Here is a 20,094-nt window from a genome sequence, read left to right on the forward strand (position 1 = left end):
CAGCCGAGTAAGCCAAATTATAACGATAATAGAGGAGTGACGGTTATGATGAATAAAGAAACGTACGAGGAAACGCTAGCCCATGTGCGAACAAGCTCGAGTCCGACAGAGCTGCGCATTACTGATATCCGGTTCACTGACATTGTAGGAGGCCCTTTCCATAGCAGCCTCATTAAAGTATATACGAATCAGGGGCTGGTCGGATTTGGCGAAGTGCGTGACGGAGCCGATAAAGTGTATGCACAAATGCTGAAGGCACGGCTGCTGGGCGAAAATCCCTGCCATGTTGATAAGTTGTTCCGCCGCATCAAGCAGTTCGGCGGCCATGCCCGTCAAGGCGGCGGTGTAAGCGGTATTGAAATTGCGCTATGGGATTTGGCTGGAAAAGCGTATGGCGTTCCTGTCTATCAAATGTTGGGCGGACGCTTTCGCGACCGCATTCGCATGTACTGCGATACGGAAGTTGTAGGCAAAGACACGGGCAAGGCTATGGGCGAGGCGCTCAAGAAACGCATGGACGAAGGCTTTACTTTTCTAAAAATGGATCTCGGCATTGGCCAGATCATCCATGAACCGGGCACCCTAAGCGCCCCCCTTGGCTTTCTTGAGGAAATGCGGGAAAAATCACGCAACCGCTACAATCAAAATTTTGACGGCATGACAGATGATCAGCTCCGCGAAATAACGAACCGCCATTATGATATTTATAATATTGCTCACCCGTTTACCGCCATTCAAGTGACTGAAAAAGGGCTCGATCTGCTTGAGCAATATGTGGCAGACGTCCGTTCCGTCATCGGCTATCAGGTACCGCTCGCCATTGACCACTTTGGACATATCGGGCTGGAAAGCTGCATCAAGCTTGGCCGCCGCGTCGAGAAGTTTAACCTCGCTTGGATGGAGGATATGCTGCCGTGGCAGTATACCGAGCAATATGCTAAGCTTGCACGAGCAGTCGCAACTCCGATCTGTACGGGCGAGGACATCTATTTGAAGGAAAACTTCAAGCCATTGCTGGAAGCGGGCGGCGTTTCCGTCATTCATCCGGATGTGCTCACGACCGGAGGAATTTTAGAGACGAAAAAAATCGGCGATATGGCGCAGGACTACGGCGCAGCAATGGCCATCCATATGGCAGAAAGCCCGATTGCCTGCCTCGCGGCGGCTCACGTCGCAGCAGCAACGGAAAATTTCCTCGCCCTCGAATACCATTCCTGCGAGGTGCCTTGGTGGGATGATATTATGATTAGCAGCAAGCTGCCAAACAAGCTGGTGCAGAATGGCTTCATAACTGTCAGCGATGCGCCTGGACTAGGCATTGATGATTTGAATGACGAGGTGCTTGCCGAGCATCTGCATCCCGATGTTCCTGGCATCTGGGAGTCCACTGACTCGTGGAACAAGCTGCTTTCTAATGACCGTTTGTGGAGTTAGTCAAAGGGAAGTATAAGAATACAATACCATTCTAAAAATAGATAAGTGTTCATATGTAGCAAGCTGCTTCACATGCCCTGAGGCCTAAGGGGATTTGTGAAGCAGCTTGTTTGTTTTTGCTTTTTTGCTGTTTATTTTAGACTTTTACCACTTGGAAGGATCAATGTCCCCGGGGTTAAGCCCTGCCCATACGTTCGGTACGTTCACCGCAGAAGGATCGTCAAATACGAGAAACGCGGTTGGCAGATATCGCCCGCCTTCGCTTTTAGAGGAGGGCTTATTAATGAGGTCGCCACCCTCCTTAATCAGCACGGAAGAGGAGCCGCCATCCAGATTGGCTGCAATGACTGCGCCATGCTCCAGCATAATTTGCTGGCAGTCATACAGATCGGCGCCAATGCTGTAGCCGATCTGCCTGCCATCAATGACGAGGAACAAAATCGAGCCGTCCTCCTTCTGCCCCATCACCGTCCGTGGCGCGACGCCCCAGCCATCGGCGTGATTTTTGATCAAGCCTTTGCCGTTCACAATCATTCGCGGCTCGAAGCTGACCGCCTCAGATATGCCCAGCTTCATAAGCTCCTTGATCGAATAGCGGCCTGCCAGCATTTTACCTTGCTTGTCCAGCCCGACAATTTGCGCGCTTGCATCCTTGCCAAGGCCGTTATAATAAATTTCCCCCTGCGTAATGACAAGCCCAATCGGTTGAAAGCCATTGCCCTGCCACTCTGGATCGGCAAACCCTCCGGCATTGACGCCAGCAATGGCACCTGTCCGCTTGACCATGCTTCCTACCTTCTCGCCTCGGCCCGCTTTCTCCGGTACGACGAGCCGGATTTTCGTCGGGTCCTTCACCGTCATGAGAAAACCGTGATAACCTTTGCCATCGACTTCCTCTACGCTGGTCAGTGACTCTGCAGCATGGTCGCCTGCACCAGTCGGCAGCGTAATTTGATGGGTGTCCAGCTCCTCGCCCATCTCCTGAAACTGCTTGGCATAATCGGCTACACGATCGGCAAGTCCCTGCTCGCCGATTAAATATTTTGCCAGAAAGCGGTGCTGGGTTGTAATTAACGCATCCGCCAGCTTATAGCGAAAGCTCGTTCCTGAAGCGGTAAAGAAAAACCAGCTCAGGAAAAGCAGGGATGATATCAGGATGGCAGCGAATAACGCTGCCACTACCCGCCAAAAGCCAGGCTTCTTGCGTTTGCGTTTGCTCACAGGAGAACTGTTCTTCCTTGCAGAAGTACGGCTTCCCATCGACGGGGCAGAATGTGGTGCATGCGGTAAATTTGAAATGGTGCCCACTCCCTAATCCATAAATTTGATCAATGAACAGACGGGTGTAGGAGGCAAGTTGTTGCAAGCGTGCTGCTTTACACAAATCATTCCTTTATTGCCGCTGAAATTGTTATAATGGACGGGAAGTGTTAAAGGCATTACAAAAACAGGAGTGCACCTATTGGAGGTAGAGAAATGACTGCAAACCAAGCAGGCTATGAAGTAACCAGCTTTACAGATACGTATCAGATCTATGAGCTTAAAGAAGATGCGACTCATTCCCGCGTCCTTATCTGCCCTGAGCGCGGCGGCATCGTAATCGGCTGCCAGCTGCAAGGCCAAGAGCTGCTGTACCTTGATCGCGATACCTTTATTGATCCAGATGCCAATATTCGCGGCGGCATTCCCGTCTTGTTTCCGATTTGCGGCCAATTGCAAAATGGTGCCTATGAATGGGATGGCGTAAGATATAATATGCGTAATCATGGCGTAGCCCGCCAAGCATCATGGGACGTTGAAGGGCAATCTACCGACAACGGAGCCTCGCTTACGCTTTCTCTGGAAAGCAGCGCACAGACGCAGGCGGCCTATCCCTTCAACTTCAAGCTGACATTCACTTATCGCTTGAAGGACGGCAAGCTGTCCATTGAGCAAGCATACAGTAATTTGTCCGAGACCAGCATGCCTGTACATGCCGGCTTCCATCCTTATTTTGCAATTGCCGAAAAAAATCTGACTTACCGCTCTAACGCGCTGCAAGCGCTGGATTACAACGACAATCAGGTCAAGCCGTTTGCTGGCCCGCTGGATTTGAACGGTCTCGTTGAATCGGTCGCTTTGCTGGATGCCACTACACCAGAAATTTCCTTTCCGTTTGGAGATCAGCAAATTAAGTTGAGCTACAGCGAAGTATTCGGAACAACCGTCATTTGGTCGGTAGAAGGCAAGCCTTTTATATGCGTCGAGCCATGGACTGCCCCGAATGAAGCGTTGAACCACAAAAAAGGACTTGTCATGGTGCAGCCGGGCCAAGCTTTGGAAGCCAGCTTCACGATTGAACTGAAGGCTTAATTTAGCTGCAAGTCATTTAATAGCAATAAAAAAGGTACTGCTCGTGGCCAGCATGTCAACATGCCAGCCGTGAGCAGTACCTTTATTTTGCCTAAAGCTATATCTTATTCTACCGCTATTTTTAGTGCTGCTGCTGCATTTGTGCTAGTTTGCGCGCTTTCCTCTTGCCGTCTGGACGCTGCCTCCATCAACCCTTTAATGTAGCCTACCCCGAACAAACGTCCCAGCAGCTCATAGCCGGGATTATCATTCGTTTCGCCTTCCATCGTCGGCACATGATCGGGCCTTGCCGGCCCAGTGAAGCCGACATCATAGTAGGTGTACATCGCCTCCAGCATGTCGGTAATGCCATCATCGTGGAACGTTTCCTCAAATTTCTCCGCTGTGCCGCGCACATCTCTAAAATGAACAAAAAACATTTTATCCTGCCCGGCAAAATGGCGAATGACGCTGGGGATATGCTCCCCCGCCGTCGCCAGCGTGCCTTGGCATAGCGTAATGCCATTATAAGCGCTTGGCACAAGATCAATGGCGCGCTGCAAAGCATCTGCACTGCGCAGTATACGCGATACGCCGCGAATCGGCGTAATCGGCGGATCATCGGGATGCAGCGCCAGCTTCACCTTCGCTTCCTCCGCCACAGGCACAATCTGCTCCATAAAATAATGCAGATTTTCCCACAGCTGCTGCTCGGATACGATGCCTGCTTCGGTAAGCGGGGCATCCCGCATTAAGCTGTGATCGTAGCTGGAGACGAGCGCACCTCCCCGTGTACGTGTCGTCGTGGAGGTGCGGAACCAATTGAACTGAGCCATAAAATTGTAGCAAAGCACAGGAATACCGGCCCTTCCCATATTGACAATAAACTGCTGAAAGGTTTCAATTTCCGCATCGCGCCCTGCGGTTCCAAGCTTAATCTCATTGCTTGGCGGCATTGATTCAATAACGGCCAGTTCAATGCCGCTGTCCGCAAAACGCTGCTTCATGCGAATAAGAGGCATAAGCTCCCAAGGTTTTTCGCTTTTTTCGTCCCATGCCAGACCGCTCACCGCATAATTGATATCCATTTGCTTCGCGAGCTGCCATAGACGGTCAGGCCGCGACGAGAAAAATTCTGCCAGCTGCATTACTAATTCCTCCTATTTCGTATTACAAGCGATGCAACGATTGCTTGAATTAAGATTTCCCCGCTTTGGCGGCTAGTTCCTTGCCCAGCTTGTCGATTTTATTGAATGCGTCTTCAATCGATTGCTGGCCGAAGGAGACGGCATCCATTTCTTTTTTGTACGTATCCACCCATTCTGAAAATCCGGCAGCCGGCGAATAAAACGGCAGTGCCTTATCCACCGACATATCGTAAATCTCCTTGCCTAGCAAATCCTTGGCTTCAAGCGTCGGCTCAAGCTGCTTGAATATTTCCGGATTAATGGGCAAGCCGCGCGTCAAGCCAAGTGCCTTGCCCGCCTCTTGATCCGTTATAAACCATTTCACAAACTTCTTCGCTTCCTCTTTGTTTTTCGAATTGGCGCTTACGCTGAGGAAAATCGTCGACTGCGCCCAGCCGCCGCCAGCCGGTCCCGTCTGCAAATTGACAACGCCCAGCTTGCCTGGCATCAGCTGCTCCAGTGCGCTTACGGAGCCGGTCGTCGCACCTCGGGTCATCACCACACCGGAAGCCATAGGGTCAGCTTGCGGGTCATTTTCCAAGAAAGATGCGGCTAGCTCGGCTAGTGGAACGATTTTATTTTTGCGGAAATCATCATAAATGCCATAAAACTTCATGAACAGCTCCTTATCGAGCGTGAACGTCTTGCCTCCGTCCGACATAATAGGCGGTTTGCCCATCGCCGTCTGGTAATAGTTGAAGCCATCCCATGTCGATGTATCACCAATCGGATATTTGCCCTCAGGCAGCTTGGCACGGGCATCTCTCGCCCATTGAAAAAATTCATCATACGTCCAATCTTTATGCGGTAGCGGGATGCCGAGCTGCTCCAGCTCTGTCTTGTTGTAAGCGAAGCCCTGCGCGTTCTGGCTGAGCGGAATGCCATACAGCTTGCCGTTTATTTGCAAATTTTTCAGCACATTCGGGTCCACAATGCCGGTCAAGTCAATGTCGGATAAATCCTCCAGCTGGCCTCTGGATACGTATTCCTGAATGTAAGCCGCATCCATTTGCAGTACATCGGTAATCGACTTGGAGGCTGCCAGTGTCGGAAGCTTCTGCCAATAAGCATCCCAGGCCATAAATTCCGGCTTGAATTTCACATTTGAAAACTGCTGAGAATAAATGTCCAGCGCTTTTTTCGTCGCTTCATGACGGACGTCTGATCCCCACCACATAATGCTGAGCGTCGTCGCTGCCTCGCTTGCTCCCCCAGCCGCCGCCGTCTCCGTTGCCGAGCTTGGCTCCATACCCTGATTGCCCCCGCTCCCGCTATTGCTGCTGCATGCGGTCATTGTAAGCACTACAGCGAGCGTCAGCATTGCCCAGCCTTTACTTTTCAGCCACCTTTTTCCCATTATCCGTTCATCCCCTTCAAATGAAATACCTTTTTCTAGAAGCGCTTTTCATAAAAAGCCGTTACCCTTTGAGTCCTGTTGTAGCAATACCTTCTACAAAGTGCTTTTGGGCCAGAAAAAAGATGACAACGGAAGGCATAATCGACAGCAACGACATCGCAAGCAGCTGCCCCCACTGAATATCGAACTGGTCAATGAACATGCGCAGCGCAAGGCCGACCGTAAACTTCTCAACCGAGCTTAAATACAGCACCTGCGCAAAAAAATCATCCCAGCTCCAAATAAAGGTGAATATTCCCACTGTCACAAGCGCTGGCTTAATGAGCGGAAAAATAATCCGCAGAAAAATGCCGTAGACAGAAGCACCGTCGATTTTGGCCGCCTCATCGAGATCACGCGGGATGCCGCGAATAAACTGCACCAGCAGAAAAATAAAGAAGGCGCCGCCACCGAAAAAATGCGGCAGCACAAGCGGAACATAGCTGTCGACCATCCCCAGCTTGTTGAACAAAATGTACTGCGGAACGACCGTCACCTGGCCAGGCAGCATCATCGTCAGCAGCAAAATCGAAAACCAGAAGCCTTTAAGCCCGAAATACAAGCGGCCGAAGCCATAAGCTACAATGGCCGCTGTCAAGACGCCGCCTGCTACATTGCCCAGCTCCATCAGCAGCGTATTGCCGAAAAAGTGGGCAAACGTATAATCTCCGGAGAAATGCCAGCCCTTGCTGTAATTTTCCCACATCGGAATGGAGGGCCAAATGGTCGGCAGTCTTAGCTCTGACGTTTTTTTGAGCGAAGCGCCCACCCACCAAATGACGGGGTAAATCATAATGAAGGAGAACACCGCCAGAAATACATGATCGAAGCTTTTTGCCCGCAGCCTGCTCATTTCGCTTTCCCTCCATCCGACTCGTAAAATACCCAATAACGGGAAGCGGCAAAGTTAATGATCGTCAGCAGCGCTACAATGACGAGCAGGATCCAGGCCAGTGCGGAGGCATAGCCCATCTGGTAATGCTTAAACGCTTTTTCATAGAGGAACATGGCGTACATGTAGGTTGAGTTAATGGGCCCGCCCTTCGTAATAATGTAGGCGGACGTAAACGTTTGAAAGGAACCGATAATGCCAAGCACCAGGTTGAAAAACATAACGGGAGAGAGCATGGGGAGTGTAATGCTGAAAAATTTTCGCGTCTTGCCCGCTCCGTCCACCGATGCGGATTCGTACAGCTCCTGCGGAATTTGCTTAAGCCCCGCGAGAAAAATAACCATGGTGGAGCCGAACTGCCACGTATTAAGCAGGATTAGCGTAGCCAGCGACGTATCGGGATTGGATATCCAGGCGACGCCTTGAATGCCAAACCAGCCAAGCACCTGATTCACATACCCGTCCAGGCTGAACATATTGCGCCACAGCGCCGCTACTGCAATGCTGCCGCCGATGAGCGACGGAAAATAAATCGCAGTGCGGTAAATATTCATGCCGCGCAAGCTTTTATTCAGCGCCATCGCCACCATTAGCGAGAAAAACAGCTTCAGCGGCACGGAGAACAGCACGAACATGAACGTAACCTTGAGCGACGTAGTGAATGTGGAATCATTCGTAAAAATGTTGACGTAGTTGTCCATCCCGGTCCACTGCGGCGCTTCGAGCAGCGAATACTCTGTAAAGGATAAATAAAATGACTGGGCAATCGGCCACAACGTCAGCAGTAAAAATCCTAGCAGCCATGGTGAAATAAATACGTAACCAGCTAAATGGGTAATCCGGTTATCTTTACGCTTCACCCCATTTCTCCCCTCCCTTTGATTATTCGAGTCAAATGCTTGCCTGAGTCAGTTGCTTTTTGTCTAGCCTTACTTTATACGAAAACGCTTTCATAAATGAAGGAGACAATTTTATGATATGGTTGGATTTTTTTATAGTCCGCTGCTTAAAACCTTAAAAACGTCGCATCGACAAATTTGCCGCTACCTGCAACAATAAAACTATAGCTTGAACAGCTCTACCCTTGAACCAATTACAGTAGCGAAAAGAGGTGCTGCAAGATGAAGTTCGATAATCAGGAAGATATAAGGCAATTGACCCCGCTTTGGGAGGGTGAGCGCTTTGAGAATGGCCGCCCTAAAGTAGATGAAGATATATTGCGCCGTATGCGAAAAATAACGCTGGAGGAAGCGTGGGGCCCGCTGTGGAATCGCGGCTATACGTTTCAATTCGAAGGAGAGTTCAAAATCATGCATCCCGAGCAGGTGATGGTCGGACGTGCGGTTACTGCGGTCATGGTGCCCAAGCGCCCCGACCTGCATGAAACGCTGCTTGATTACGGGCATGAACAGGAGGATCGCCACGGCTTTTTCAACCAATGGGTCATTGATTCGCTCGTGGAGGATGATGTCGTCGTCGTGGACATGTTCGATAAAATTCATAGCGGCACTTACGTTGGCGGCAATTTATCTACGGCGATTGCCACCCGCACGAAGCGCGGCGGCGCTGTAATCTGGGGCGGTATTCGCGATAATCAGCAGGTGAAGGAAATCGGCGGCATTAACGTCTATTATCGGGGCAGCGATCCGACAGCGATTGCCGATGTGACGATGGTCGGAATGAACGTGCCAACACGTATCGGCAAGGCGATATGCATGCCAGGGGACGTCGTGCTGGGCACGCCTGCGGGGGTTATTTTTATTCCGCCGCATTTGGCTGAGCTGACCGTTGTACAGGCGGAGAAGTCGCAGGTGCGCGACGTATTCGGCTTCATTCGCCTTAAGCAGCAGGTGTATTCAACGGCGCAAATAGACGCTGCGTGGAATACAGCCCTTTGGCAGGACTTCATCGACTGGTTTAACAACGATGAAGCCGCAGCGGAATATCGGCATTTGAGCTGGGACGATGAGCTTGAGGATGCGAAGAAGAGAGAGCATGATGGGCCGCGGAGCGATGTGCGTCTATAGAACGCAAAAGGAGGTTAGGAAAATTTTCCTGACCTTTTCGCATTTTTTATTAACCCTTTTTAGGAATCCGTTTAATCAGTCTATCATTGTTGTCGTAGACCAGAATGCATAAATCTTTGAATTCTCCCTTCAATTCGAAGTACTTTTTAATAGCCTCTTCCTTTGACATCGCTTCGCCAAATCGCTCACTCTTGTATGCAATATAATATTTTGTCATAAACAAATACTGACAATTATCTACATTTTTATCAATTTTCTATTTTCACTGGATAACCATTAGTTCGATTAAACCATACCATGCTTTCAACTGTATTTGTGCCAACATGTTCTCTCCCTGTAATCCCTCACTCCACAAATTGATCAACTTTCGTTTAGTAAATTCCGGTTTCTTATTTTGCATGGTATAATCATGTTGAATGGAGCTAATTTGGGATGAACGAATTGCTTGATCCTCGTAATGATTTCGTCTTTAAGCGCATTTTTGGCAGTGAAGAAAATAAAGATGTTTTGCTCGCCTTTTTAAATCGCACTTTTGCCGAGTCAAATGAACCTCCGCTAACTGAAATTGTACTTTTAAACCCCTATACGGATAAGGATGCTCCGTTGGACAAACAGTCCATTTTTGACATTTGGGCCAAAACATCTGAGGGTAAGCTGATTAATATTGAAATGCAGTTATTCAACAAATACGATATAGAGAAACGTACTCTGTTTTATTGGAGCAAACGGTACTCCAGTCAATTGCAGGAAGGAAATACGTATAAAGAACCAAGGTGAAACGGTTTTCGCCATCCTTTGGCGGCACAGCGCGTTTCATTCCGAGAAATAGAGAGAAAGGATGAAAAAATCATATCCTTTTCTATATTTTCAAAAAATGTGTGACCATTAATATATTGAATTATTCCTTCCTGGCTAATGACCGTTATCATAATGTGTTTCATTTGCGGGAAGACCATACCGGACTTACATTATCCGATGATATTGAAGTCCACTTTATGGAGCTATCCAAGCTAAGCGACCAAATGCTGCCTCATAATGGCGGCTTAATCAATTGGCTTTTATTTCTGAAAGGTGCCGATAAATCAAATTGGGAGGTGCTAAAGATGAATGAACCGACGCTAGGCAAAGCGATGGATACGTTAGAGTTTCTAAGCCAGGATGGGGAAGCTCGCCGTTTGTATGAGGAGCGGCAGAAGTTTTTGCACGATGAGGCTTCCATGATTGAATGGGCTACGGAAAAGGGCATAAAACAAGGGATCGCACAAGGGATTGAGAAAGGAATTGAGAAAGGGATTGAGAAAGGGATTGAAAAAGGCGAACGCCAAAAAGCGATTGAAATTGCCAAAAACATGCTGGCATTAGGCATCGAAATTGCGCTTATTGCCAAAGCAAGCGGCTTGTCTGAAGCAGAGGTTAAAGCATTATAACTGGCCTGCCAGACCGTCTATAACACAGAGGGAGCCCGCCACTGCGCGGGCTCCCTCTTCGTTTATGCTTTCCAATCTAATGCCCCGCCGACTCCCGATACTCGCTGGGAGACAAGCCAACCCGTTTTTTGAAAATTTGGCTGAAATAGCGTGAATCCTGATAGCCTACCTTTTCCGCCACCTCGTAGTTTTTAAAATGTGTCGTCTTGAGCATGGCTTTCGCTTTGTCGATGCGGATATCGGTCAAATGCTCGATGAATGTTTTACCGGTATTCGTCTTAAACAGCAGGCTCAAATAGGTCGGCGTCATATACACCTTCTCCGCCACGCTTTGCAGCGAAACATGCTGGCATTCCTGCTCCATATAATACATCGTTTTCTTAATGATGCTGCGATGGCTCTCGCCCTGATAAGGCGACACTGCCTTCCACAAGCTCGTAACAAATTCGCTGACGCAGCGAACCAGCTCATGAAGCGTTTTCATTTTTAGAATGGATAATATCTCATAAGGTTTATTAGCTACAGCGGCATCCGTATCAGCCAGCACTCTTCGTTCCATTCCCACAAGCAAACGCAGCGTCAGCTCATACATATGTGAAATAGCAATCGGCCCGCCGCGCATCACACTGCGATAGAACACCTTTACCGCTTCTTCGAGCTGCCCTTCCGACGTCGCCGCCTGGCAAGCATCGTACAGCTCCTTCTCCTTATGCTCCGGATAGTCCTGAAGCGGCACATAAGCACGAAGCTCGCTATAATAAATAATTTCGCCAATGCCCTGATAAAATTGATGCTGAAGCGCCTGCCCTGCCTGTTCATAAGAATGCTTCACTTCATGCAAATAGCCACAGGGCTTCCCTACGCCAATCGTAATCGGATCGGAAAATTGCTCACCCAGCATCGCCTGCACATTATCGAGCATCTTCTTCGACACCCAGGAAAAGAGCAGCACGAGCCGATGCTCCTCATCTAAAAAAAGAACGCTTCCCGCCGGAATGCGCGGCTGCAAATATTCCCTTATTTTCTCCATATAACCGACCCGATCATGTTCATGATGAAAATAAGCCGCTGGCGCAAGCAAGGCTACAGCCGGATACGTAAAATAAGGGTTTACATTCAGCTTCGCCAATTGTTCCTTCATATTCGCTCGGCCGCCGCCTCTTTCCGACATTAGCTCCTGCAGCAAACGATCCCTCATCCAAGTCAGCATATAATCGTCTTTCAGCCATTTCTCTTCTTTCAGCATGCTCCATTTCCCCTTTAAATTGAAAGGTTAACAAGCAAGTTGCCCCTCGACTTTCGTCGCGGCCTAATCCAAATGAATGATTTTGTAAGCGTGCATATGCTCGATAAACGCCTGCTCGGCCGCTGCAACATCCCCTTTGCGCAGCACGTCAATAAGTACAGTATGATAATCTGCCAGCCCTAGTGTCGTGTAATGCCGATTGGAAATTGCCATAAACCGCATAAGCTTCGTCTTCATATCCTTCCATAACGTTAAAATGGCCCCGTTGTCGCATTTACGATAGAAAAAACCGTGAAACTCCATGTCCAGCTCCAAAATGCTCAGTATATCGTTTTGCTTAACGGCTTGATCCATTTGCTCAATAATGTCCGCCAGCTCGGAAAAATCCTGCTCCGTCAGCAGCGGCATCGCCTGCCTAACTGCGAAGCCTTCAATCATTTCCCGCAGCACGAACAAGTCCTTGATTTCCTTCGCCGTTATGTTGGAGACCACCGAGCCTTTGTTCGGAACGCCAATAATGAGCCCTTCCTGCTTGAGCCGTTCAAGCGCCTCCCTTACAGGAGCCTGGCTAATCTGGAATTGGCCGGCGATTTCAAGTACAATAAGGCGGGCACCCGGCTGAAGCTCGCCAGCCAAAATCTCTTTCTTGAGCTTCATATACACATGTGTGCTAATAGAATGAATGGGTACAATTGCTGGATTTTCTGGCACATGAACACGTCCCTATTCCAAATTATCGATTATCGTTAATTTATCTACTTCCATTATATCGGCTCATTTCCTGCTTAACAACCCAATTTTGGAAATGATGCCGCAACAGCCCTAGCGACAGCTTTTGCTTCTAACTTTGCATAAAGTATGAGAAGCTGGCCTAAAGGGGATATTGCAAGAAAAGGAGGAACTTTCCCACATGCTTAAAAAAATGACCTCAATACTTCTTGCTTCATTTCTCGTTATATGTGCGAGTTCCTGCGGCAGCGCGAGCGATCCTGCCAATAGCAGCAACGGCAGCAACTCCGGCTCTAATCAACCAGCCACTGCCGAGGCGCCAAGCCCTTCCCCCGCAGAGTCGGCAGCAGCAACTCCAGCTGTATCGCCTACGCCAACTGTGACGGAAGCGCCTGACCTAATCAAACAAGAAATCGCCGGCATGTCGGTCGATGAGAAAATCGGACAGCTCGTGCTTGTTGGCCTGGAAGGTACCACCCTTCAAGAAGATGCCATCGAAATGATAAATACGTATCATGTAGGCGGCTTTATTTTGTACAAAAGAAATATTACCGACGCTTCGCAGACGCTAGCCCTGCTCAATGAGCTTAAAAAACAAAATAAAAAAAATCCCGTCCCGCTGTGGCTCAGCATCGACCAGGAAGGGGGAACCGTGAGCCGGATGCCCCAGGATTTCGTGAAAATTCCATCCGCCCAGTCTATTGGCAGCAAAAATAAACCTAAGTACGCCTATGGAATAGGTGAAGCTATCGGCGCCGAGCTGTATGCCCTTGGGTTTAATATGGATTTTGCCCCTGTGCTCGATATTAACAGCAACCCGGACAATCCGGTCATTGGCAACCGGGCGTTTGGCTCCACAGCGGAAAGCGTCATTGCCAGCGGCATCGAGACGATGAGGGGCATACAAGCGGGACATGTCGTACCCGTTGTTAAGCATTTTCCCGGTCATGGCGATACGTCAGTCGATTCGCATCTGGACTTGCCGGTAGTGGACAAAAGCTTGAAGCAATTGGAGCAGTTCGAGCTGCTGCCCTTTAAAGAAGCGATAAAGCAGCAAGCCCCTGCTGTCATGATCGGCCACCTGCTTATTCCAGCAATGGACAAGCAATATCCCGCTTCCCTATCCAAGGCGATCATTACCGATTTATTACGGGATAAGCTCGGGTTTACCGGTGTTGTCATCACGGATGACATGACGATGGGCGGCATTACAAAGCATTTTGGCATTTCGGATGCGGCGGTCAAAGCGGTTCAAGCGGGCAACGATATTCTTCTTGTCGGACATGATGCGAAGCAGCAGATCGCTGTGCTGAAGGCGCTAAAAAAAGCGGTCAAAACCGGCGATATCTCCATGCAAACACTCGATGACAGCGTCTATCGGATCATCCGCCTCAAAAGCGCCTTTACGCTAAAAGATGAGCTTATCAGCCGTACTAACGTTGATGCGGTCAACCGTCAAATTAAAAAAGCGCTGAACGCTTCTAAATAGAAGCATTCGGCGCTTTTTCTTCTTTAATCGGTTAAATTTCTAGTATTGCTTTACACCGGCGACATATAACGGCCATAGCTGATGTCAAGCTCGGATAGCTTGCCATCCTGCTCCGAAAGGAACGATACGTTTTCCCCTTCCGCCCCCATCCATTTAACTCCGAGAACGATACCTTCAGCTGTCTTCGCAGCGAATAGGAAGGAAAACATTTCCGGCATAACCTCACCACCATCGTCTACCCGCCACGTCGAGCTTTCATCGAACTCGGTTGGATAGTCTTGAAAAATAAAGCCGTCTGCGGTTTGCAGCGCCAGACTCGCCAGCATGTCCTTGCCCTGACGCTCGAACTGCACCAAATACAAGGTATTTCCTTCAGCGCCTATTTCCTCAAGCGGCCATAGCTTCTCTACGCTGCGATTTTTGCTCTTGGCAATGGCCGCCTTCACATCATCTGCTGCCTGCCCGCTTCTTGTATCAGCTATGGACAGCAGCATTTCCGGTTTTACCGACTGATCATCGGTTAGAAAATACGTTTCATTCGGCTCCGCCTTGCCCTCCACGACCTCAAACAGCTGGCCTTGCTGGTTTGCAAAATTTTGCGCCGTTTGCCTGCCGTTATCGGCTTCGGTCGCCTTTTGCTCATTTTTGTATTTAATTTTGAGCAGCTGCCCATTGTGACCAACCGCGAGGTTGAAGCTGGCCCACTGCTCGCTCCCCCCTTCAGCCGGGCTGACTAGCAGCTGTTTGCCTGCTTCATCGGCAAAGCCAAATGCACCTTTGCCAAGCACAGCAGTATCCAGCAGCGGCGCTGCTGTCGGCTCCGCGATGGGCTCCTTCGTCGCGGCTCCAGCATTGGTTCCGTCATCCGCTGGCGTATTAGAAACAGTTGGAGTCTCCGCTGTCCCGCTTGCGGCAGCCGAAGCTTCTCCAGATGGCTTAACCTCCGAGGAGCATGCACCTAAACATATAGTCAATATGAGCAACAACATGAACAAGCTGTTTTTTCCCATTATATCTCCCCTTTTAAACAAATGATGCAACGACTACAAGCTTAAGACGAAGCAGCCATTCAAAAGGGTGCAGCCCAAACGTACTCGAATGGGCCATTCGTTTATTGGGTTAAGCCTTGCGCTTCATAATAATGCGCCACTTCAATAATCATCGCACCCATTCGTTCAATATCCGGCACGATATATCGTTGTACGCCATTTAATTGCAGCGCCTCGGCAGTTACTTTGCCCACAGCTGCTGCCAGCACCTGACCAGCGAATAGTTCCAGGAGCTGCTGCTCAAGACCTATTTTTCGCGCATAGCGGAATAAATACTGGACTTGAACAGCTGTTGTAAAGCAGATCGCGTCAACCTCGCCTGCAGCGAGCTCTTCCATGAGCTGAGTAAGTACGCTTACTTCGGGCGGAACATGTTTGTAGGGCAGCAGCGAAATAACCTCACCCGCTTTTTTAGCAGCAAAAAAACGCTCCAGCTCGGGCGAAGGCTCGCCATGCAGCTGAATGACGATACGCTGGCCGGCAAAATCATGCTCCGCCAGCTTTTCGATTAGATTTTGCACCGTGCCATCATCATCTGCAACAACCGCTTTCAAGCCGGTACGCTTAAGATAAGCCGTCGTCTTGTAGCCTCTGGAAGCAATCGATGCTTGCGTCAGCTGCTCCAAGAACGCTTCCTTTATATCCAGCTTTTCCGCGTTGCTGGCAAGCGTCTCCGAGCCAATGCCCGTCGTTAAGACGACCCAGTCCGCCCCCTCCGCCGCAAACCGCCGCAGCGGTGCTTCCAGCGTCTCCTCATCCAGCAGCGTCAAACCCTGAAGCGACCGCACGAGCGCTGTCCCGCCCTGCTTTTCAATGATGGCGCTCATTTCCTCTGTTTTTCGAGATCCTGCTATGACCAGTCGTTTCCCCTTCAATGCTTCCATTCCCATGCTTACCCCGTCACCATGCTTTCTTCTATTGTGTTTGTCATATATTTTAACATAAGCATAAAAAACTGTCGCCATTTCAAGGCAGGCAAAACTTGTTTTACATTTTTTTACTTGTTGCTGACATGAAAAAAAACCGTTCTCAAAGTCAAGAACGGCGGTTTCTTTACATCATTACTAATATTCGACATTAACGAAAGATAGCGAAAAACAGAGAAAAACATCGAAAACTAGATATAACATATATTTCTTTATCTATGTTATAATTCCAATTGAAATTCAGGTATTCGCAGTTTGAGTCTCACTTTTATTCCACTTTTAGGAGAAAAGAGGAATTTGATGCAGGAAGCAATAGACACAGGCAGCACCTACAACGAGCTCCCCCTATTGATTACCGGATCTGGAAGCGTTACCGTCACTGAGCCCAACCGTTGCCCTGGAGGCAGCCCTGATTACAAAATCGTAAACTGCGTAGGAGGTACAGGCCGCCTTGTTTTTCAAGAACGGGAAATTCAGCTGCAGGAAGGCGTTGCCATTCTTTATTTTTCCCACACCGCTTCTATTTCGTGCGAAATTAGTGAAACGCTAAGCATCAAATATTTAACCTTCACCGGTTATTTGCTGCCAGCCTTTTTGCAAGCCTTACATATCGCTAACCTTTCCGTATTTCAGCTTGATCCCGCTCCGCAAATGCTCATTGACGAGATTATTTTAAGCCAGCAATCCACCCGGCAGGAGCGTATTTTCACTGGATCAGCACTCTTGTATATGCTGCTTATCAAGCTGAAGCTCTCCAAGGACCTTTACCTCGTCCCTGAACGCAAGGAGCATACACCGAAGCTGTCCAGCATCCTGACCTATATTAAGCAAAACTATCATCTCGACATTTCCCTATCCATGCTGGCCGGGCAGCTCTACATAACCGAGCAGCATTTGAATCGCATGTTCAAAAAAGAATATGCGATGACCCCGCTCGATTTTTTAACCCGCTACCGACTGCTCAAGGCAAAAGAAATGCTCATTCATGAGGATGCCATGACAGCCAATGACATTGCCAAGGCGGTCGGTTTTAATAGCGCGAGTTATTTTGGCTCCGTTTTCAAAAAGCATGAAGGCTGCTCGCCAATGGTGCTGCGCAAAAGCTACAAAGCTTCGAAATCAAATTCGGCGATTGAGGCAAGCCGCTGATCATAATTCAAAAATTCCAAATCCCTTGTCACTTCATTCGGCACCACGATACAGCGGATGCCAGCCGCCTTCGCAGCTTTCAAACCATTTGGCGAATCTTCAAAGACGATGGCTTCTGAGGCATCAATGCCAAGCCGTGCCAGCGTAAGCTCATACAGCTCCGGGTCAGGTTTCACCCGCTGCACATCTTCAGAGGTATGAATCACATCAAAAGCTTCAAAGATGCCAAGCTTCTTCAAATAGCTATGAACCCAGTCACGCGTAGAGCTGGACGCAACCGCAAGGTGCAGATTTCGCTGCTTCACGCTCGCCAGCAGCTCCGCAACCCCAGGCAATAGCCCGGTTTCGCCAATATAAACGGCATATTTTTGCTCAGAGAGCTCTTTAATATGGTCATGGTCAATCGGCGTTTGCAGCGCTTCCTCCAAATAATGAAAAGGATTGAATTCGTCGAAATTTGTGCCCACATTACGGGACCACAGGCCCAGCGACAGCTCTACGCCATGCTCCTGATAAATGTCCCGAAAAGCATAATACCAAGGTGTCTCGGTATCCATAATCAAGCCGTCGAAATCAAAAATGATCGCTTTCAGACTCATCGCTACTATCAGCTACCTTTCCTGCTTTTATTTGCAGCTTACCGCCAGCGACTTTCAGCTTGCAGCTGCTAAAATCGGCTTTCCACGTTCGGCTCGGTGAGATGGACAAAGCTGAACTCGGTCCTGCTGCCGCTGCCCTTCGGACATTGCGCGACGACACCGGCCTTTACTTCATCAGGTGTGCGCATGCCGAAATAACGGATCAGCCTCCAATCCTCGCCATCAGGCGAATAATAGAAGGACACGCAGTCTTCTACTTTATTGATTCTCAAATACGGATTGTCCGACTGAATCTCTTCCGAGTTGCAATCATCTGACCAGCCGTCCTTGGTGACGACCGAGACGATCGAGGCTGCCCGACCATTGAATTCAAAGCATAATTTGCACCAATTGTCGCTATCGACGTACAGCATAAGGCACCCAGAGTCATACTGCTGCTTCATCTCCACCGTAAGTCGCGCCGTTAATTCGAAGGAGCGCTTGACTGGAGCATACAAAAAAGGAGCTGAGCTGGCAAAATGCTTGCCTGATGGATCGCAGAAAAAATCCGCCTCCGGTGGCGCCTCAATGATCACGCCGCCCTGCTCTGTGAAGTGCCACTGCGATGGCTCGTTCATCCAAGCCAGTGTATCGCGTGTTTCATGATTCAATACATTAATCATTAATTATCCCTCCGTAGCCATTTTCTGTATAACCATTCGACCTAATTAGCTTAAAACCTTCTTTTGCCACAATATAAGAATTTATAAGTTTCCCCTTATAAATGGGCTTATATTTCTCGGACTGAAACGCGCAGCACCGCCGGAGGACGGCTTTCGGCCGTTTCACCTTGAAATAAAAGAATTTATAAGTTTTGCACTTCAAATAGGCTTATATTTCTCCGACAAAGCTCTTCGCGCGTCCTGGAAGGACGACGAAATCGTTTTTGCTTGCAAATGGTTATTAGACGTGATGGTTCGCTTTCATCACCTGCTGCTGCCTGGAAGGAACCGGGAGGAAAAACACGACAGCCATGAGCACCATATACAGCGCAACAATGACGGCGAACAGCAGCTTCGGACTGTAATTATAGAGGAGTCCCGTCAAATAACCGGAGGGAATGGCAATAAGCGTCATGACCGTCTGTACGGCCGAAAACATATCGGCTTTCTCATGCGTGCCAAGGCGATTCATCAGCAGCGCATCCCGGTACGTTTGCAAAATAAACGTTCCTGCTGCCAATATAATAATCGTCAGCATGAGCAGCGGCACATTGCCGGAAGGAATAAAGAGCAGCAGCAAGGAGCCGGCGGTGCATAAGGCAATCGACAGACTGACATATTTTTCATCCGAGCGTTGTTTCAGCCGGGGAATGACGACCAAGTATAACACCATGACCGTTACCGCAGTGACTACTGGAATGTAGGAAATTGTCCAATCGCCGAAATGCAGCTCCTCCTTGAAAAACACGACCTGAAAAAAATTCAGCTGCAAAATAAAATTCGACAGTACCGTTATGATTATAATCGGGAACAACCGGCGGGTATAAAACGCTTTGCCAAATAGTCGTAGGCTCGCTCCCAAGCTTTTCAGCACCTTGGTCTGGCTATGTACCTCAATGAGCTCTTTGCCCGCCTCCGTCTCCTCTGTCAGCCGGTTTCTTACAATAAACATTATCGTCATCATTACGCCACCGGCAAAATAAATGACGGCAAGCGTCTTCCCGATACCAAAATCGGCGATGACAAAGCCCGCTAGCGGTGTAAGCACTCCTGCTGCGGTAATAATCATATTCATAATGCCAAAAACTTTCGGTCGCTTTCGCTCCTCGACATCTTCAATAATGAGCAAATTGAACGACACGGTGACGAACTTGGACGTCGCATTTAATAAGTAGGCAATCATAAACAGCCAGAAGCTTTGCGAGAAAGCCCAAATAAACATCGGAACGCTCCAGGCTACAATATCAAAAATGAGCGAGGTGCGCTTGCGTCCCAGCTTATTCGTAATCGACCCGGCAAACAACTGAAACACAAAAGCAAAATACAGGTTTATGGAATTGATCAACCCAATTTCAATATCGCTCAGTCCCGCATCCTTCATATAGAGCGGCGCATAAAACAAAACGATCGTTCCAGGAATCGCCCAGAGCGGCTCCAGAAAAATCGAATACCGCGGATTTTTTGGCAAATCGGCAAGCAGCTTCATCTTTAAGGCTCATCCCCTCTTCTTCA

General features: G+C 48.9%; 17 protein-coding genes and 1 pseudogene. 6 read left to right on the forward strand and 12 right to left on the reverse strand.

From position 1 onward, the window contains the following. Positions 1-45: 45 nt before the first annotated feature. Complete coding sequence (locus tag ASF12_RS03935; RefSeq protein WP_056029796.1) at positions 46-1,434, forward strand: mandelate racemase/muconate lactonizing enzyme family protein; 1,389 nt, start codon at positions 46-48, stop codon at positions 1,432-1,434. A gap of 144 nt (positions 1,435-1,578) precedes the next feature. Here the strand turns inward: ASF12_RS03935 and ASF12_RS03940 are convergent, their stop codons facing one another. Then, a complete protein-coding gene (locus ASF12_RS03940; protein ID WP_056029799.1) occupies positions 1,579-2,694 on the reverse strand; it encodes a phosphodiester glycosidase family protein in 1,116 nt (371 codons plus the stop codon). A 216-nt stretch (positions 2,695-2,910) separates the two neighbouring features. Here ASF12_RS03940 and ASF12_RS03945 point away from each other — a divergent pair, with 216 nt between their 5' ends. After that, the gene (locus tag ASF12_RS03945; RefSeq protein WP_056029802.1) at positions 2,911-3,786 is read left to right on the forward strand and encodes an aldose epimerase family protein; all 876 of its coding nucleotides are present in this window, start codon (positions 2,911-2,913) and stop codon (positions 3,784-3,786) included. Positions 3,787-3,890: 104 nt separating this feature from the next. Here the strand turns inward: ASF12_RS03945 and ASF12_RS03950 are convergent, their stop codons facing one another. From ASF12_RS03950 to ASF12_RS03965, 4 genes are all read right to left on the reverse strand, one after another. Further along, a complete protein-coding gene (locus ASF12_RS03950) occupies positions 3,891-4,913 on the reverse strand; it encodes a mannonate dehydratase (protein WP_056029805.1) in 1,023 nt (340 codons plus the stop codon). Positions 4,914-4,962: 49 nt separating this feature from the next. Continuing rightward, positions 4,963-6,309 carry an ABC transporter substrate-binding protein gene (locus ASF12_RS03955; protein WP_056029808.1) on the reverse strand — a complete coding sequence of 449 codons (1,347 nt, stop codon included), beginning with the start codon at positions 6,307-6,309 and terminating at the stop codon, positions 4,963-4,965. A gap of 61 nt (positions 6,310-6,370) precedes the next feature. Continuing rightward, the gene (locus ASF12_RS03960) at positions 6,371-7,201 is read right to left on the reverse strand and encodes a carbohydrate ABC transporter permease (protein WP_056029811.1); all 831 of its coding nucleotides are present in this window, start codon (positions 7,199-7,201) and stop codon (positions 6,371-6,373) included. After that, positions 7,198-8,100, reverse strand: a complete 903-nt coding sequence (locus ASF12_RS03965) for a carbohydrate ABC transporter permease (protein ID WP_056029814.1) — start codon at positions 8,098-8,100, stop codon at positions 7,198-7,200. The genes ASF12_RS03960 and ASF12_RS03965 overlap by 4 nt, the downstream gene beginning before the upstream one ends. A 261-nt stretch (positions 8,101-8,361) precedes the next feature. Here ASF12_RS03965 and ASF12_RS03970 point away from each other — a divergent pair, with 261 nt between their 5' ends. Then, positions 8,362-9,267 (forward strand): RraA family protein, encoded by a 906-nt coding sequence (locus ASF12_RS03970; RefSeq protein WP_056029817.1) that lies wholly within the window; start codon positions 8,362-8,364, stop codon positions 9,265-9,267. A 432-nt stretch (positions 9,268-9,699) separates the two neighbouring features. Continuing rightward, a pseudogene (locus tag ASF12_RS03975) lies at positions 9,700-10,694 on the forward strand (Rpn family recombination-promoting nuclease/putative transposase). Between the two features lie 76 nt (positions 10,695-10,770). On the opposite strand, the gene ASF12_RS03980 reads toward ASF12_RS03975, so the two are convergent. Then, positions 10,771-11,940 (reverse strand): helix-turn-helix domain-containing protein, encoded by a 1,170-nt coding sequence (locus ASF12_RS03980; protein WP_056029820.1) that lies wholly within the window; start codon positions 11,938-11,940, stop codon positions 10,771-10,773. Positions 11,941-12,003: 63 nt separating this feature from the next. Continuing rightward, complete coding sequence (locus ASF12_RS03985; RefSeq protein WP_235533038.1) at positions 12,004-12,651, reverse strand: GntR family transcriptional regulator; 648 nt, start codon at positions 12,649-12,651, stop codon at positions 12,004-12,006. Positions 12,652-12,850: 199 nt separating this feature from the next. On the opposite strand from ASF12_RS03985, the gene nagZ reads away from it, so the two are divergent. Beyond that, positions 12,851-14,158 carry a beta-N-acetylhexosaminidase gene (gene nagZ, locus ASF12_RS03990; protein WP_056029823.1) on the forward strand — a complete coding sequence of 436 codons (1,308 nt, stop codon included), beginning with the start codon at positions 12,851-12,853 and terminating at the stop codon, positions 14,156-14,158. A gap of 50 nt (positions 14,159-14,208) precedes the next feature. Here the strand turns inward: nagZ and ASF12_RS03995 are convergent, their stop codons facing one another. Both ASF12_RS03995 and ASF12_RS04000 read right to left on the reverse strand, forming a co-directional pair. Beyond that, complete coding sequence (locus ASF12_RS03995; RefSeq protein ID WP_056029826.1) at positions 14,209-15,168, reverse strand: hypothetical protein; 960 nt, start codon at positions 15,166-15,168, stop codon at positions 14,209-14,211. Positions 15,169-15,269: 101 nt separating this feature from the next. Further along, positions 15,270-16,091 (reverse strand): uroporphyrinogen-III synthase, encoded by an 822-nt coding sequence (locus tag ASF12_RS04000; RefSeq protein WP_442952496.1) that lies wholly within the window; start codon positions 16,089-16,091, stop codon positions 15,270-15,272. A 342-nt stretch (positions 16,092-16,433) separates the two neighbouring features. Between ASF12_RS04000 and ASF12_RS04005 the strand changes: the two genes are divergently transcribed. Further along, complete coding sequence (locus ASF12_RS04005; RefSeq protein WP_056029832.1) at positions 16,434-17,282, forward strand: helix-turn-helix transcriptional regulator; 849 nt, start codon at positions 16,434-16,436, stop codon at positions 17,280-17,282. On the opposite strand, the gene ASF12_RS04010 is transcribed toward ASF12_RS04005, so the two are convergent. From ASF12_RS04010 to ASF12_RS04025, 3 genes are all read right to left on the reverse strand, one after another. Next, a complete protein-coding gene (locus ASF12_RS04010; RefSeq protein ID WP_056029835.1) occupies positions 17,237-17,881 on the reverse strand; it encodes an HAD family hydrolase in 645 nt (214 codons plus the stop codon). The two genes, ASF12_RS04005 and ASF12_RS04010, sit on opposite strands and share 46 nt — an antisense overlap. 68 nt (positions 17,882-17,949) lie before the next feature. Then, the gene (locus ASF12_RS04015; protein WP_056029841.1) at positions 17,950-18,543 is read right to left on the reverse strand and encodes a DUF1349 domain-containing protein; all 594 of its coding nucleotides are present in this window, start codon (positions 18,541-18,543) and stop codon (positions 17,950-17,952) included. A gap of 280 nt (positions 18,544-18,823) precedes the next feature. Beyond that, positions 18,824-20,068: an MFS transporter gene (locus tag ASF12_RS04025; RefSeq protein WP_056029847.1), complete on the reverse strand. Its 1,245-nt coding sequence runs from the start codon at positions 20,066-20,068 to the stop codon at positions 18,824-18,826. Positions 20,069-20,094: the final 26 nt, after the last annotated feature.

It is taken from the genome of Paenibacillus sp. Leaf72 (genome assembly GCF_001422685.1).
GTDB lineage: Bacteria > Bacillota > Bacilli > Paenibacillales > Paenibacillaceae > Pristimantibacillus.